The sequence below is a fragment of the Myroides sp. N17-2 genome (assembly GCF_002286775.1).
Classification (GTDB): Bacteria; Bacteroidota; Bacteroidia; order Flavobacteriales; family Flavobacteriaceae; genus Flavobacterium.
This window is the reverse complement of the sequence record NZ_NSGJ01000007.1, coordinates 1-14,934: the sequence shown is the minus strand read 5'-3', so window position 1 is coordinate 14,934 and position 14,934 is coordinate 1. Positions and strand designations below refer to the sequence as shown.

Here is a 14,934-nt window from a genome sequence, read left to right as displayed (position 1 = left end):
GTCTTGTGGGACAGCCTCTTTTTTATTGCATAAACTTCTTTTTCAAGTTCATATATTTTTTGAGTTGATTGGATGCTATTTTCTTTTGACTAATTAGATATTCTAATTTGTTGTCTAAAGCGTTAACCTCTAACATTAAATCAGAATATGATTTAAGGGCTGTTTTATCGCCGTAGAGCGCCTTTATATATAAATCTCTATATGCGGTAGCGTGCGTGTCATAAGTAGATAAAAGAGAGTCTATTTCGACCAGATACTCCTTGTCTTCTTTTGTTTTTTCAGTAGATGCGTGTTGCCCTTGATTGCAACCAGAAAATAGTGTGAAAACAACAGTTACCAATACGTAAATATACTTCTGCATAAATAATTTATAACGAATAATAGGACAAAGTTATAAGCTATTACTGATAGTGTTTTACGGAAAACCTCATTTAGTGCATTTTTATGTCAAAATATTTATTGACTGCTATGTACTAGCAATTCATTCTTATTATGGCAGGCTTGAAGATATAAGGTATTAGATGATTCCCATATCTTTTGCAATGCTGATTAGATGAGTCGTATTCTTCGCATTAAATGAAGCTCTAAGCTTACTTATTCTCTTCTCTATACTACTCGTGCTTGATATATTTAGATCATCTTCCTTAAGTTTGATACTTATATCACTCTGTGATAGCCCCTCAGAGAGATACCTTAGTATAAGTAAATCCTCATCGTGTAAGATGTGCGCTGAAGGATTGTCCTTTACTTCTTTAATATCAGGAGATAGATAAGGAAGATTTCCTTCCTCACTAATATAAGTGATAGCAGAGAGTAATTCCTTTATACTATTTCTACCTTTACTGATGTAAGCATTTACTTTTAAGTGATCGATTAAGTCAGTAACTTCAATATATCTAATCTCTATAGAGTACACGATAATCTTAATGTCCGTATTGTGATCACGTACTAATTTAATCAGGTCGGCACCTCCTTTTAGCTTAGTCTCTCTGTAATCTTCTACGAAAGAAAGATCAGAGATAATTAAATCAAACGGAGCGCCATTCTTTTCAGCACTTTGTATTTTTAGCCAAGCGTCGTCACAATACTTTGTACTGTATGTCTCTGCTTGCGTATTTTCAGATAAAGCTTTAACGATACCATCATTGATACTGTCATAATCTTCAACTACTAATATCTTTTTAAACATAGTTCTTCTTTGGTAATTGGATATTGTATTTCACACCTAATTGGTTCTTGTGATCAAATATAAATGTTCCTCCAATATTTGTAATACGGTTTTCCACATTTAGCAGTCCATTTTTAGACTTAATCTTCTCCTGTATGATTCCTACGCCGTTATCAGAGTAAAATATTTTAAAATAATTATTCTCTTCACTGAATTTAAATACCACAATAGTCGCCATACTGTGTTTTTTCATATTTACTAACAGCTCTTGTATCACTCTATAGATTGTGATCTTCTGATTCTTGTCTAGATGACTAAAATCAAACTTCTCTAGTCCAGTGATTATAATTTGACAGTCAGGAGTATTATACTCATTAAACAAGTTCGTTAAGTGAGTAGAGAACGTTCCATCAGTAGCGATAGAGCTATGTTGCAGTGATATATTCCTTGCCTTTTTATAGATACTTTCTAAGTCTTCCACTAGGCGGCTTCTAGTCTCGGGCGTATCTAACGTGAAGTTTTGGGTATACGTCAGTGTATTAAAAACATCATTAGCTAACTCATCGTGTATCTTCTTAGCAATCTTTGTTTCGGTAAGGTAAGCCTGCTGTATTTTATCAAGGCGGTGTTTATACTTGATCTTTCTGTAGATAAAAGAGATAACCACTGCACCTAAAAGAAGTGATATAAAGGTAACTAGTAATGCATTATTACGTCTAGTGACCATTAATTCACTATGTTGTAGATCAAGCTTTAGTTTTATGTTTTCTTTTTCGTGTTGTTCGAAGTCATAACGAATCTTAGCGAATTGATTCTTCGCTTGCTGTGTTTCTGTAGCGATTTGTTTTGATAATTCGATGTAATCAGCGTAGTATTGGGTTGGATTAGTAATACTTGATTTGATTAAGTATTCTAAAGCTGTAAGTTTATCTTTTTTGCTTTTGAAGTCTTTTGAAGTTTGATATGCTTTTAGCGCATAGTCGTGTGCGGATTTATAATCTTTGTTTAAAGTATAGTATTCAGCTAGATTAATATAACTTCTATAGATATCATCTTGATTGACATTATCTAATCTTATAGCCAAGGCTTCTTTAAGTTCTTGTAATCCCTGTGTTTTATCTTGTAAATAGAGTGCTTTACCTAAGTTGTTTAAACTTCTTGCTTGTTCTTCTTTTAAGTCTTTAAATACATTAGAAGAAGTTATGTCTTTGAGTATAACAATTGCTTTAGAATATTCTTTATGATTGATGTTGTTTGTAGCTATATTATTATTTATTATTGCTATTTCTATTTCTGTACTTGATTTATTGATGGCATAATTATAAAAGGTAATAGCCTCTGAATAATCTTGTAATTCTGCGTAACAGTTAGCTAATGAATTATATAGGTAAACTTTAAAAGAATTATCCATATCAACAATATTATCTAGTTCTTTCGTGATAAGTTCCTGTGCACTATTCGGATCCCCAATTGTTAAATAAATTGTTGCAATACGAAGATTATTGTAAGTAATACTTTCTGTTTTCTGAATGTTTTTAAAGTAAAAATTAGACTGTAGGAAAGAGCTAAAAGCCCTGTCTAAATTATTTATATTGTATAAGCTATCTGCTTTGTATTGATAATTATAAGCTAGTTCTGATTCTTTTTTATCAGTAGAATTATTTGGTTTTGTTTGACAAGAACAAATAGATAACAGTAAAAGTGTTGCCAAGAGAAAATTCGAAGAACAAAAAGTGTGTAGGTGTCTTTTCATTCTTCGAATTTAGTGTTTTTATTTAATATCTAACTATTGAATTTTAGGTGGTTTAATAGGAGTATTGCCTAGATCATTTTTTTCCATTTCTTCAGTAATGTTTTTGGTATATTTAGGTGGTTTAATAGGAGTATTACCTAGATCATTTTTTTCCTCTTCGTCATCTACCCCATTCGCCTTAACTTCTTTCTTTATCTGAAGTTGGTTGTCATCTTTATCACAGCTTACCATTGATAATGTGATTACGCCTAATAGCATAGCTACTTGTACTGATTTTTTCATCTTATTTATGTATTATGTTAGATGCGAAAGGCAGTAATAGATGTTGAGGGAAGCGAGCTGCTCGTCGTGACATAAAATGGCTTCCTTGTTATTTTAATCTCACGAGTAAGCAACCCATATAAATGTTTCGTACTTTTGAAACATCACAACACATATCTGATTTTCGACAGGACAAAGGAATGCCGACTTGATAAGGTTAATGTGTTGTAATTCTGATGATTCCGATGATTCTGATAATTCCGTTTTACATTGAATTGTAATTATGACCATACTAACGATTAATGACTATACAGATAGTTTAAAACAACATATTAATAAAGTTCAAGATTTACCTCAGTACACAGTTCTGTTATCTCCATCACCTGCACAATTGAGAAATTATTGTCTTGGACTGTGTAAAGAAGATTTATCTCCTGACGATAAAATAGTTCTTAAAGATTTTTTTAGAGGTGATAGCACTGAGTTAAATGATATTGTTAAGAGTATTAATAGATTTGAATTAGGGTGGTTTAAACCTATTCAGAGCTTTCTAGGCAAAAAGACTGATACATCTAAGAACCATGCTGTACTAGAAATTGTCGCTTTAATGTATGATTATGAACTCCGCCCTTACGGCAAGTTTAGAAGAAGTACTTTAGATGTAGTTGATGTGCAGGAAGAGCATGTGGATTCTACTATTGTTGAAGAAAAAGAAGAGATAGTAAGTGAAAAGATTAGAGTACCTCCAGTTCAGCCTTTTAAAGAAACCACAACACCTATAGCTACACCAGAAAAGAAGAAATCTAAGAATAGACTATTAGCGATAGTAGCTAGCATAGTCTTAATGGTAGGTGGAGGAGCAGTAGTTAGTAATACGTTATCTACTGATAAATGTATGAAGTGGGAGGATGATAAATATGTTGCTTATGACTGTGGAGAAGCCACTATACAGAGTTTCGCAGGTACAAATAGTGAACCTGTACCGTATGATAAAAGCGTAGTAGATAACTTTAAACAAATCACTGTTGACTGTAATACGGTCTTCTTTAAAAAGAATAAACCACAAGTGTGGTTTGCTAAAATAGGAGATAACCGACATGAATATTTTAGTAGCCCAGGCACAGGAGTACATCCTACACTTGGTAAACCTTTAAAAGCGATTACTCAGTATCATTTAAATAAATATATTTATCCTAAATGTAAGTAATCAAAAAGAGGTTAGATAGTAATAGTACTGTCTAACCTCTTTTTATATAGATTCCGATTATTCTGATGGGTATTCGTTATCCTGCCATATCCCATTTGACAAATTTCAGTCCTTGCTCTGTGATGTTGAAGTAAAACCATTGTGTATATTCACTTTCTGATTCATAAGAAGAATAACCATCGCTAAAGTCTCCAAATATCTCACTATGTTCTATACGCCCTTCAGATAAAATAACTTGTGTATTGCTGAATTTAATATAGATTACCGAAACAGCATCTCCGTTATCGATTGTTACTTTGTATAAACCTTGGTTTTTAGTCCAATTAATTCCATCTAGATTACAAGTGTTCAGTATAGTTTTAAAGCTATCCATTAGGTTAGCATCTCTATTTTCCTTGTCAAAAACATATTTGTCAAACAATGCTTTATTATTAGCATTCACCGCTTTCTTTATTTCTTTCAGATCACTAATAGCTTTAGTACGCATTGCTTTCTTTTGGTTCTCTATCTTTTTGATTAAATCGACCTGAGCATTTTCATTAGCATCTAATATGATTGTGCTATTTGATTTGGCAGGATTGTACCACTTCTGCATTTCAAAGTAGCTTGAGTAGATGCTGTTAGAGAACACATAGCCTTTTCGAGCTAATACTTCATTGCGCAGTAAGGCAAGTTCCTCTACAGACATTGTTGTTAACTCTTTCTCTGTATATTTCTTGGATTGAGCGTGTATCCCTGTTGAGGTTAATGTGAATACAACTGTACAACACCCTATTAGCAGTTGTTTAAATGGGTTTTTTAAATTCATAGCATTGATATTTAAGAGAATAAAAGTAAGTAAAATATACTTACCTATTCCTCCTCATTTCTAAGGGACGCATACCTGTAAATTCATAAAAGGTATTGCTAAAAGACCCTAACGTCACATAGCCTACCGCATTTGCTATTTCGCTTACTGAGCGTTCCGTTTTCATCAGTAGCTCTATTGCTTTCACGATGCGTAGTGTTTTTAAATATTGCAAGAAGGAGATTTGTAACTCTGCCTGAAATAACCGTGATACAGAACGCTCACTCATATTAAACTTACTGCTTATATCCGTTAAGGTTAATGGCAGTCCGAAGTGTACATCTAAGTAATCCGTAATCTTGATCATACGCGGATTATCACTAAACGGCAATTGTAATTGCATATTCTTATCTATAAACGTAGGTAAGATATTCTTTAATGCTTGTAGAAATACGAAATTAGGAGTATTATGATCTACCATCTGATCGTGCCAACAGGCAGTATACCCAATCATCTCTATCAATAGATCTGATGCTCCATAGATACCTAATTTAGTATAAAAGGGATCTTTATCATCATCGTGTGTGTAGTAATACAGCGAATGCAAGACTGTCGCTGAGTGGCTCAACCTCAGTATATGAGGCACTCCTTTTGGGATCCAAAAGAAATATTTAGCAGGTACGACATAGGTGACACTATCTATAGTGACATACGTAATACCTCCCTCTACATAGGTAAGTTGTCCTTTTTGGTGTTGGTGTAGGGGATATCGCTTGGTAGATTTTTCATGTGTGATAAAGACACCGTCTTCATTACTGTCGATAAATTCTAACGAATCAATGATTCTCATTATAAGTACAGATTATTGGGTAAGCAAAAGTACAATGATTTTGTCTGTTTTGGATAAAAAGTTGACTATTTAAGAAGTACAAGGTATAACGTACTCGCTCTACTTTTGTGCGATTTTAAGAACCACTTATGAAACCGGGAAAACTCCACCTCTTAGCTGTACTCGCCAGCTGTATTACATCAGGTTATTGCCAGCGTGTATCACCTTCTATTTCACAGATGGATACACTGTCTATAACACTTAATGAAGTTTGGCAACAGACAGACTTGAATAGTAAAAGGGGATTGATTCAAAATAAAGAGCAAGAGATTCGACGAGAGAATACACGAGATGCTGAGATAGGGAGATACCCTGTGTTTAATGCTTTTGGGCGTGCTGAGAAGGCAAGTAATATCCCTGTCTATACCGATGGGTTATTTAATAAGCCTGAGCAACACGATGTTATCCATACTCTTTATAATACAGGAGTATCAATGTATCTGAACCTGTATAGTGGTAATCGTCAGAACCTTGAAATAGAAGAACGCAAGACACTTGAGAACAAGGCAAGTATTACAGCGAATATGACGAAGTCAGAGGTACGCCTTGAAGCGATTAGAAGTTATTTGGCATTAGCGAGATTGGCTAAGTTTAAGAAAGTCATCACTTCTGATATTGCAGATCACAAGGAGCAGTTGGCAGAAATAGAACATCTGTATAAGAACGGTGTCGTGCTTAAGAGTGATGTGCTACGTGCTACAATGGAGATTTCGAAAAGAGAAATGACCTTGGTACAAATTAACAATGATATGCTGATTGAGAACCAGAAGCTTGTCCTGCTTATGGGGTATAAGGATACCGATTTTATTCAAACACAGGATTCTTTTGAGGATATGACTACAGTAGAGCCTTATGAAACATCATTAGACATCGCTTTAGAGCACGGGTTTAAGCATCTGTTGTCAGAAGAAGATTTGGCATTAAGTGAAATAGAACAGAAAAAGGTAAAAGCGAATACCAAGCCGAGTATCGGATTAATCGGAAACTTCACGATGGCGAACCCGCAGATATTTCTTTATCCCTATAATCCGAGTTGGTATAGCTTAGGAACGATTGGGGTACAAGTGTCTTTCCCGATCTCTAACCTCTATCACAATGTACACAAAGTTCGCAGTCGTGCTTTAGAATACGAGAAAGAAGAACTACAACATAAAAATGTGCAAGACCAGATAAAACAAGAGGTTCAACAGGCTTATTTGCGCTATCAAGAGTCATTCGTGCAGATAGAAGTTTGTACTAAGAATAAGACACAGGCAGCTGAGAACACACGGATTATTAAAAGTACATATTTCAATAAGATATCGCTACTCACCGATTTATTGGATGCAGATGTACAACACTTGCAAACGCAGTTCGAATTAGAAGCTGCCAAATTAGACAACATATATAAATACTATACTCTTCAATTCGCTAAAGGCTTATTATAATGGATATTAAAACTCGTATCAAAATTACTGACCGCCTAATCACACGTATTACGCGCTATCTTGCCTTACTTATTATTTTTGTTGGAAGTATTTGGGGAATTCGCACACTATGGATTTATTGGAAATATGAACAAACCAATGATGCTCAGGTGCAAGAGTATATTAACCCTGTTATCTCTCGTGTAGGTGGGTATTTGACAGAAGTGCGTTTTGAAGAAAACCAAATCGTGAATAAAGGGGATACCCTATTAGTCGTAGACAATAGAGAATATACCTATGATCAAGCGGCTACTTCTGCTGAAATCGCAAAGCAATATGCACAGGTCAAAGAGCTTGAAGCACGTCAATATACGCTGTCTCAATCTGCAGCGGCTGCCAAAAGTCAAATACAAGGGCGTGAATCTAAGTATCGCCAGCAAGAGTTAGATTACAACAGATATAAGAAATTATATGAGGCTGATGCGGCTACAGCGCAAATGTTAGAAGAGAAACAAGCTCAACTAAACATAGGACAGAGTGATTATAAGAGTAGTGTAGAGAATGCGAGAGCTGCCACAGCAGGTATAGCAGATCTTGAAGCTCAAAAAAATGTAGTAGCAAAAGAAATAGCACGACTACAAGAATTAGAAAAATACAAGAACCTCAATGTAGGTTATACTGTAATTACTGCTCCGTATCGCGGGAGAATGGGGAAACGCAGTATTGACTTGGGACAAATGATTTCGGTAGGACAAGTGCTGACGTATATCGTAAATGATGAAACACCTAAGTGGATTATTGCCAACTTTAAAGAAACACAAATTCGCAATATTCATGTGGGTAATGAAGTAGATGTAGTGGTAGATGCGTATCCTGATACCAAGTTTATAGGTAAGGTTATTTCTATCGCACCGGCTACAGGATCAAGCTTCTCTCTTTTGCCACCGGATAATGCCACGGGTAACTTTGTGAAGATCGTACAGCGTATCCCAGTTCGTATAGAGATTACCTCTCCTACCGAATCAGAAGAGTTATTAAAAGCAGGGATGAACGTCAATGCCTTTATCGCTAAAAAACAAACTAATGCAAAATAACGAAACCTCTCAGTTATTCGTTGATTGGATTCCAGAGTGGATGATACACGTCATTCTTTTTGTACTTTTAATGCCGAGTATCGTCCTTTTTTTCCTGCCTGCTGCTAATGCTACAGCAGCGGCAGGGTACTTTGGATGTGATCCACGAGATATACAGTTTTCCGTATCGCTACTCTATGCAGGCTTTGTGGCGTTCTATAGTTTAGAACGTCGTTTCTTTACATTCTTAGCGACGAAAGAATACTTTATTATCTTTAATGTATTGCAAATCATAGGGTGTATTGTCTTGTATAATGTGCAGGCTCTCTGTATTGTATTTCCTATTCGTTTTTTGCAAGGGATGTTGTTTGCCAGTACCGTTAATCTGTCTATTTCGACACTATATGCCCGCCTAGAGAGTTCAAAAGCACGAGAGATTAGTTTCTCTTGTTTCTATGGAATCTTAATCTGTGCTACCCCGTTTAACCAATTGATTACTTCAGATTTAGTAGATCAGTATGACTATTCTTTTTTGTATAAAGTAGCCTCGTTCTCTTTTATACCAGGGTTAATACTCATTATGCTGACGATGCGCTTCGTCCGTCTAAATCGCAAGTTGCCGTTGTATAGCTTAGATTGGGAGAGCTTTGTGTTGTTTTCTGTAGCGGTAGTGCTGTTTGGTTATATCACTATTTATGGGCAACAGTATTATTGGTTTGAAGATAGAGATATCCGATTAGCAGGCTTAGGGATATTGGTTACACTTGCTGTATTTATATGGCGTCAGAAACACTTGAAGCGACCTTATATCAATTGGCACGTATGGAAGTACCGCAACTTTAAGATAGGATTGTTCCTACTATTCATTCTTTATATTTGTCGTTTTGCCTCAGGGATTACGAATGTACATTTTGTTAACTCACTTCGTTTAGACCCAAGACACCTCTCTTACCTTAATGTGTTTAATCTAATAGGACTTGTCTTAGGCGTAATCATTGCGTGTGTGTGGCTGATCAAACGTCGCCCTATTCGCTTTATATGGAGTTTGGGCTTTATCTGTTTGTTCTTATTTCACATCGGAATGTATATGCAGTTTGCACCTACCGCTAATCCGGATGACTACTACGCCTTGTTGTTTTGTCAGGGGATAGGCGTAGGCCTACTGATGGTACCTACTATTATCTACTGTGTGGCATCTGTACCTGTATCTCTTGGAGCATCTGCTGCGGCAGTGTGTTTAGGAGTGCGCTATTTCGGATATACGTGTAGTATCGCGATTATGAATTATTATAATCTATATAGCTCTAAGCAACACTTAAATCGCTTTGCAGATTACCTAAATTGGTCTAACCCTATCTTACAAGGTAAGCTCGCTCAGAATGCCGCAAAGCTACAGAGCAGGGGATTATTACACACGCCAGCGGAGAAAGCCAGTGAGAAGATGTTATTATCTGACCTCGGTAAACAAATAGAGCTGAGGTACGCGATGGACTACTTCGAGATACTGAGTTGGCTATTATTAGTGATCGTCATCTTAGTGATCTTCACTCCCTATTTAAGTAAAACGTGGGTTTACTTAAAATCAAGAACCGTATCGCCTTTTTAGTTTTTATATTTTCTTTCTTTAGCAGCAGGGTAGTCCTTTACTCTGCTGCTTTTTTTAGTGATAAATCCCGTTTGAAGTTATTATTTATTGTATCCTCTCAACAGCTTGAAAACCTTGTGTTTTTTTAAAATTCATATTGTGAATAAAGTTTTTCATACTATCAGATGGATCAATCGTCAATAGATTTAGCTTTTCAATTGTTTCAGGCATAACTTTTACTGATAGAATTACTTTTTTTTCCAAATGTCCTGATTGAGGGTCTACCATTTCTGATAAAGCATTTACTATTGTAAAATCAACAGGTAAATGAGCAAATATTTCTCTGCTTATTCTTAGAACAACACTACAGATATGATCTTGGTAAAGCTCGTAGAAGTTAGTCTTAGACATATTTTTTTTTGAAAGCTTTCCTGTTGTAGTTTGTTTAAGTTCATAGGTAGGAATAATATCTATACTATTTGTGCATATATCTATTTCAATATGATTTTGTTCAAATGAGAAGCGTATTTGAGAACCTAATTCTGAAATCTCAGTAAAGGGTTCAAAGTATTTTATGACATCTAAATAAGTTTGTGTGCTTTTTTTCTCAATTCCGATAGACATTTTTTGTAATTCATTCCATTCGTTTAGATTGGCCTCATATTCTTTTAAGAGATTTTGATAGAATGTATTGTCTTTGCTTTTTGCTAGTAGAATTTGATTCTCTAGTTTTGTTATTTTACGTTTTGTAGAACCAAGTAATTTATCAAACATACTCGGTTTGTAGTTGTTTAGTTTTTGCTGCGCTTGAATTTCATTATTGTTAGAGTAGTTTGGTTCAATTGGTCTTGAAGTATATTTGATGGTTTGCCAATTAATTTTCTCACTAGCGTCTATATGAAGTGACTTTATGATTGTAATGTATTCGTTCCATTCTTTTACAGCTAGTGCTACATTTTTGAATTCAATCTGTTTCTGTTGTGCTTTAAATTTTTTAGCAGCTTCTCTTGTTTTTCTTTGTTGTTCTCTTTCTGCTCTTTTTACTGCTGCTCCGTATGATCGGATAAAACCATTGATTGTTGCCATTTTGATTAATTTACTTATACTTCTAATTATTATTTGAGTGTCTAATAGTTAATGTAAACAACCTACAATAACCGCTCAGCTATTTCTGTTTCTGAAATTACAGTTCCACTTTTTAGGTACATCTTCTTTTCATTTGAATGAGTATCTGTTACTATATCAAAATGATTATTGCAATTTCTGATGCGAAATAACAATGTTTGTATTCCTTTATAAAAGCCAAAACTAATAGTGTCGTCAAATACAGCATTTGAACAGCTCTTTTTAAAAATACACTTTCTTCTCTTGTTAGGTGGTATTAAGAACCAATATGTCTTAATCACCAACAGTAGGAGGTATTTCATTATTTTGCAAATACAATCATTTGTCTCGTTGTAGTATAGCCTGGCTTACCACCAAATCCAAAACATCCATTATCTGCACCAACATATGTAGTGACACTTTCTAGTCTCACATATGCCCATCCATCTGATGCATAATGGTTAATTAATGTTTCTAATTGATTTGCAGCATGATCTGATGTTCCATTTTTAGAATCAATAGATGCAACGAAGGGTACTACTTTGTATTTCATAATCTTTAAGTGTTTAAATTGTTTTATTATTTAGTTGGTATGTATTCAGTAAATCAATGTGATTGTAGAATACTATATTTGGTTGATGACAAACATATATAACTTTTTGATATTCAGAATACGGAAAACCGTAAACGCAATAATCTTTTTAGAAATAGATAAATAAAGTAGAGAGGATGAGAGCTTTTGAGTTCACTCCAAAAAATAATCCTAAGCGTTAACTTAGGATTATTTCTATTTGAAGTGAGATTAACTCTGTATATAGATTACATCTCCACTAAATTACGGTAGTCGTACTTTTGGTAAGAAGCTATATTTTCTTTTTCTTTATTGAGTTCAATCAGTTCGTTTTTTACTTCAATTCTATACCATAGCTCTGGAGGTGTGTGAAAGAATGCACTTAGTTTTAAAACCAATGTAGCATTTAGTTTTCGCTCACCATTTAGATACTTATGTAGATTACTGTCTTGCATTTCAAAACAAGTAGCAAGTTCTTTTTTTGTTAGGTTAAGTACTTCTAAGTACATTTTTACAAAATCAAGAATCTTTAAAACTTCTAAGTTAGTATCACTCTCTATGTAATCTTCTAATCTGTATTGTATAGCAAGTAACTTATTTGTCAATATTTGTTCTTTGGATTGTGTCTTTGCGTGAGCTAATATAGCTTCCTTTATATTTGCTTTTTTATTGTCATTCCAAATCTCTGTAACCTGAATTTCTTTAGCTTTCATAATCATCTATTTAAAAATTCTTCAATTAGCTTTTGTCCACCCTCAGGAGGTATAATCATAGTTGTTGAATTACCTATTCTTAAAGCTTTATATTTATTAGAATAGACTGTCATTAACCTAACTTCGTTTTCTTTATTTTCTTCCAAGACATCAAATGCAAGATAGCCTTTATAATGATCTTCTCCTTTTAAGAAACTTAATCTACAAGCAAAAGCAATAAGACAACCTGCAATATCAGAGTGTTTTCTTTTTGTACCTTTATTGTGTGGAGCAAGTTCTATATAGGCCATATAAGGTTCTACTTTCTTTTTCATTTCAAAAGTTAGGCAGCCCTCTATTGTGTTTAAGCTTTCTGCTGATACTAAAATATAGGTTTCAAAGCCTTTTCTCTTTGTGTGTTTATTAAAGTTAAACCTCCATCCTTCATTTATAGAAGGTAGGCTCATTTTTACAAGTTTTGAATCTAGTATTTTAGCATCTATTAAAACTTCTTTATCGATTTTTAAAATCTTTACATTCATACTTGGACTATGTTGTGTTATACAAATATAAATAAAATTATACAATATGTATAATTTTAAAAGTATAAATTATTGATTGTTAGTGCTAATGTTGAGATCAGAGCTTTTGAGTTTACCCCAAAAAATAATCCTAAGCGTTAACTTAGGATTATTTGTACTTAAAGAAGTATATGTTGTTTTAACCCAGATTACGCGATAGACATATAAACGAAAAGTAATTATACAAGGTAGGTCTGAATTAGTGATACAAGCATACTATAGTATGGTTTTAGAGCTAATGAAAGAACTATGAAGTAGAATTGCTTTGCAGTATTTGGCTAATGCGTAATCTGGGTTTAAGCTTGTAATAAGCGATATAACTTGTCTATTATTTTTTAATATTGAGAATAGTTACTGTATTTTTTCTATTTGAGAATTTTTCCCATTTGCAGTTATTTTACCACCTACAGTCAGTACACCCGGATTACCTCCTTTTTCAACAATGTAAGAAACTACATTATCTCCATAAGTTATAATATCTCCTTTTACTGTAATAGCCGTTGCTAACCCTCCATCTTTTATACTTAAAGCATAGGCAGGTAGATCTACATAAACTCCTTTTACTAAAGAACTACCAACCGAACCATAGGTGGTGATATTTTTATTAATCGTAAGCGTACCTATTTTTTTGCTAATTTGTATAGCTACAGAGCCATCGCCAAATGTCTCAATAGATTGAAATGAAATATTATTTACTGTTCCATCATATTGATTATATCCTCTTGCACCTAAACCATAAGTTTGTAAAGGAGCATTTAGTGTAAAGGTTTTTACAATACCAAAATTCACAAAACCAACTCCACTAGGTCCATACGAAATTACAGGAGCATTACTTGTCCAATCATCTACACTTCCCCAAACGTCCAAAACCATATCGTTGACACCATAAGTTATAATCTCTCCATCAGTAATGACTTCAGTAGCGTGAGCACCATATAAAACAAATACTCCTGCAGTAATATAATCTGCTACACCCAAAGGAATTTTACCATTAGAGTAAACTGCTTTTGTATGTAATTTTGAGATAAGTGTTTTTCCTCCTTCATCACCAAATCCTGAGATGAAAATACCAGAGCCTGATACAGGAGCATTCTTTCTTCCAATACTTAAATTGTTTACAGCGACAGATATCAGACTATTGGCATTTGCACTGATATTGTAGATCGTCAAAGCTCCCTGTAGCACATTACAACCGTACTTTTGTGGTTGCTCTAAATAATGTCTAGTATCTGCAGAATGAATATCAACATTGTCAATTACAATATTTGCTTTTTCAACTCCTAATCTAGTAATGATAGAAAGTTGACCTTTGATGAATAAGTTTTCAAAGGTAAATGTTCCAAGATCTTTTTGAACAATCGTATTAAAAATAGCCTTTTGATCAACAGGAACATCTATATTAAGGTTTTTAATGCTATTGTTAGCACTTACGCCTATTCCATCAGAATGCTGAAAGGAGAGTAAGGGTAGTTCGTTGTTTTCTTGTGGCTTACCAGTTATCTTTACTCCTTCAGGTAATAAGATACTGTAGTTACAAATGATACTTCTACTAATTTCAATTTCCGTTTGTCCATTTTGAATAGCCCAAACGAGGTCATTAAATGTATTAATTCTCATAATCTTAAGTATTACTATTTGAGGTTATAGTAAAATAAGAATTTAATTTAGTTCACGTGTTATGAATACTGTTAAATTAACTGAATTTGAATGATTTATAATTATTTTCGAGTGAAAATAGTGGATCAATCTCAAAAGTTGTGTGTGAATTAAAAACTACAGATCTTTGTAATGATAAATAATAAACGTGGAAAACTATATTGAGTTTATAAAAATGATTTTACCTGAGTTTTTAGTAGA

At 34.0% G+C, this 14,934-nt stretch carries 16 protein-coding genes; 4 read left to right on the top strand and 12 right to left on the bottom strand.

All coding sequences use genetic code 11. From position 1 onward, the window contains the following. Positions 1 to 22: 22 nt before the first annotated feature. The 4 genes from CF599_RS04690 to CF599_RS04675 form a co-directional block, all read right to left on the bottom strand. The gene (locus tag CF599_RS04690; protein ID WP_121964888.1) at positions 23 to 361 is read right to left on the bottom strand and encodes a hypothetical protein; all 339 of its coding nucleotides are present in this window, start codon (positions 359 to 361) and stop codon (positions 23 to 25) included. Between the two features lie 156 nt (positions 362 to 517). Beyond that, positions 518 to 1,189: a response regulator transcription factor gene (locus tag CF599_RS04685; RefSeq protein ID WP_121964887.1), complete on the bottom strand. Its 672-nt coding sequence runs from the start codon at positions 1,187 to 1,189 to the stop codon at positions 518 to 520. Continuing rightward, positions 1,182 to 2,921: a tetratricopeptide repeat-containing sensor histidine kinase gene (locus CF599_RS04680; RefSeq protein WP_121964886.1), complete on the bottom strand. Its 1,740-nt coding sequence runs from the start codon at positions 2,919 to 2,921 to the stop codon at positions 1,182 to 1,184. Before CF599_RS04680 ends, CF599_RS04685 begins: the two co-directional genes overlap by 8 nt. A 33-nt stretch (positions 2,922 to 2,954) precedes the next feature. Then, positions 2,955 to 3,203, bottom strand: coding sequence for a hypothetical protein (locus tag CF599_RS04675; protein WP_121964885.1), 249 nt, complete (start codon positions 3,201 to 3,203; stop codon positions 2,955 to 2,957). Positions 3,204 to 3,465: 262 nt separating this feature from the next. On the opposite strand from CF599_RS04675, the gene CF599_RS04670 reads away from it, so the two are divergent. Next, complete coding sequence (locus CF599_RS04670) at positions 3,466 to 4,389, top strand: hypothetical protein (protein ID WP_121964884.1); 924 nt, start codon at positions 3,466 to 3,468, stop codon at positions 4,387 to 4,389. A gap of 76 nt (positions 4,390 to 4,465) precedes the next feature. Here CF599_RS04670 and CF599_RS04665 read toward each other — a convergent pair whose 3' ends face one another. After that, positions 4,466 to 5,197, bottom strand: a complete 732-nt coding sequence (locus CF599_RS04665; RefSeq protein WP_121964883.1) for a YARHG domain-containing protein — start codon at positions 5,195 to 5,197, stop codon at positions 4,466 to 4,468. 40 nt (positions 5,198 to 5,237) lie between these two features. Continuing rightward, positions 5,238 to 6,026: an AraC family transcriptional regulator gene (locus CF599_RS04660; RefSeq protein ID WP_121964882.1), complete on the bottom strand. Its 789-nt coding sequence runs from the start codon at positions 6,024 to 6,026 to the stop codon at positions 5,238 to 5,240. Positions 6,027 to 6,154: 128 nt separating this feature from the next. On the opposite strand from CF599_RS04660, the gene CF599_RS04655 reads away from it, so the two are divergent. Genes CF599_RS04655 through CF599_RS04645 form a run of 3 tightly spaced genes read left to right on the top strand, consistent with a single transcriptional unit; the run spans position 6,155 to position 10,150 of the window. Then, positions 6,155 to 7,492 carry a TolC family protein gene (locus CF599_RS04655; protein ID WP_121964881.1) on the top strand — a complete coding sequence of 446 codons (1,338 nt, stop codon included), beginning with the start codon at positions 6,155 to 6,157 and terminating at the stop codon, positions 7,490 to 7,492. Next, the gene (locus CF599_RS04650; protein ID WP_121964880.1) at positions 7,492 to 8,565 is read left to right on the top strand and encodes an HlyD family secretion protein; all 1,074 of its coding nucleotides are present in this window, start codon (positions 7,492 to 7,494) and stop codon (positions 8,563 to 8,565) included. Before CF599_RS04655 ends, CF599_RS04650 begins: the two co-directional genes overlap by 1 nt. Next, positions 8,555 to 10,150 (top strand): beta-carotene 15,15'-monooxygenase, encoded by a 1,596-nt coding sequence (locus tag CF599_RS04645; protein WP_121964879.1) that lies wholly within the window; start codon positions 8,555 to 8,557, stop codon positions 10,148 to 10,150. The genes CF599_RS04650 and CF599_RS04645 overlap by 11 nt, the downstream gene beginning before the upstream one ends. An 84-nt stretch (positions 10,151 to 10,234) precedes the next feature. On the opposite strand, the gene CF599_RS04640 is transcribed toward CF599_RS04645, so the two are convergent. The 6 genes from CF599_RS04640 to CF599_RS04610 all read right to left on the bottom strand — a co-directional run bounded on the left by CF599_RS04640 (position 10,235) and on the right by CF599_RS04610 (position 14,694). After that, positions 10,235 to 11,215 (bottom strand): hypothetical protein, encoded by a 981-nt coding sequence (locus CF599_RS04640; RefSeq protein ID WP_121964878.1) that lies wholly within the window; start codon positions 11,213 to 11,215, stop codon positions 10,235 to 10,237. 62 nt (positions 11,216 to 11,277) lie between these two features. Further along, a complete protein-coding gene (yidD, locus tag CF599_RS04635) occupies positions 11,278 to 11,556 on the bottom strand; it encodes a membrane protein insertion efficiency factor YidD (RefSeq protein WP_121964877.1) in 279 nt (92 codons plus the stop codon). Further along, positions 11,556 to 11,786: a hypothetical protein gene (locus tag CF599_RS04630; RefSeq protein ID WP_121964876.1), complete on the bottom strand. Its 231-nt coding sequence runs from the start codon at positions 11,784 to 11,786 to the stop codon at positions 11,556 to 11,558. Before CF599_RS04630 ends, yidD begins: the two co-directional genes overlap by 1 nt. A 266-nt stretch (positions 11,787 to 12,052) precedes the next feature. Further along, positions 12,053 to 12,517, bottom strand: a complete 465-nt coding sequence (locus CF599_RS04625; protein WP_121964986.1) for a transcriptional regulator — start codon at positions 12,515 to 12,517, stop codon at positions 12,053 to 12,055. A gap of 2 nt (positions 12,518 to 12,519) precedes the next feature. Next, a complete protein-coding gene (locus tag CF599_RS04620; RefSeq protein WP_121964875.1) occupies positions 12,520 to 13,038 on the bottom strand; it encodes a hypothetical protein in 519 nt (172 codons plus the stop codon). Positions 13,039 to 13,428: 390 nt separating this feature from the next. After that, positions 13,429 to 14,694 (bottom strand): hypothetical protein, encoded by a 1,266-nt coding sequence (locus CF599_RS04610; protein ID WP_121964874.1) that lies wholly within the window; start codon positions 14,692 to 14,694, stop codon positions 13,429 to 13,431. Positions 14,695 to 14,934: the final 240 nt, after the last annotated feature.

Excerpts from the sequence above, each read along its gene's own strand:
- CF599_RS04670 (WP_121964884.1), top strand. The coding sequence starts at position 3,466 with ATGACCATACTAACGATTAATGACTATACAGATAGTTTAAAACAACAT.
- CF599_RS04655 (WP_121964881.1), top strand. The coding sequence starts at position 6,155 with ATGAAACCGGGAAAACTCCACCTCTTAGCTGTACTCGCCAGCTGTATT.
- CF599_RS04610 (WP_121964874.1), bottom strand. The coding sequence starts at position 14,694 with ATGAGAATTAATACATTTAATGACCTCGTTTGGGCTATTCAAAATGGA.
- CF599_RS04630 (WP_121964876.1), bottom strand. The coding sequence starts at position 11,786 with ATGAAATACAAAGTAGTACCCTTCGTTGCATCTATTGATTCTAAAAAT.
- CF599_RS04675 (WP_121964885.1), bottom strand. The coding sequence starts at position 3,203 with ATGAAAAAATCAGTACAAGTAGCTATGCTATTAGGCGTAATCACATTA.
- CF599_RS04685 (WP_121964887.1), bottom strand. The coding sequence starts at position 1,189 with ATGTTTAAAAAGATATTAGTAGTTGAAGATTATGACAGTATCAATGAT.
- CF599_RS04660 (WP_121964882.1), bottom strand. The coding sequence starts at position 6,026 with ATGAGAATCATTGATTCGTTAGAATTTATCGACAGTAATGAAGACGGT.
- CF599_RS04645 (WP_121964879.1), top strand. The coding sequence starts at position 8,555 with ATGCAAAATAACGAAACCTCTCAGTTATTCGTTGATTGGATTCCAGAG.
- CF599_RS04690 (WP_121964888.1), bottom strand. The coding sequence starts at position 361 with ATGCAGAAGTATATTTACGTATTGGTAACTGTTGTTTTCACACTATTT.
- yidD (WP_121964877.1), bottom strand. The coding sequence starts at position 11,556 with ATGAAATACCTCCTACTGTTGGTGATTAAGACATATTGGTTCTTAATA.
- CF599_RS04620 (WP_121964875.1), bottom strand. The coding sequence starts at position 13,038 with ATGAATGTAAAGATTTTAAAAATCGATAAAGAAGTTTTAATAGATGCT.
- CF599_RS04650 (WP_121964880.1), top strand. The coding sequence starts at position 7,492 with ATGGATATTAAAACTCGTATCAAAATTACTGACCGCCTAATCACACGT.
- CF599_RS04640 (WP_121964878.1), bottom strand. The coding sequence starts at position 11,215 with ATGGCAACAATCAATGGTTTTATCCGATCATACGGAGCAGCAGTAAAA.
- CF599_RS04665 (WP_121964883.1), bottom strand. The coding sequence starts at position 5,197 with ATGAATTTAAAAAACCCATTTAAACAACTGCTAATAGGGTGTTGTACA.
- CF599_RS04625 (WP_121964986.1), bottom strand. The coding sequence starts at position 12,517 with ATGAAAGCTAAAGAAATTCAGGTTACAGAGATTTGGAATGACAATAAA.
- CF599_RS04680 (WP_121964886.1), bottom strand. The coding sequence starts at position 2,921 with ATGAAAAGACACCTACACACTTTTTGTTCTTCGAATTTTCTCTTGGCA.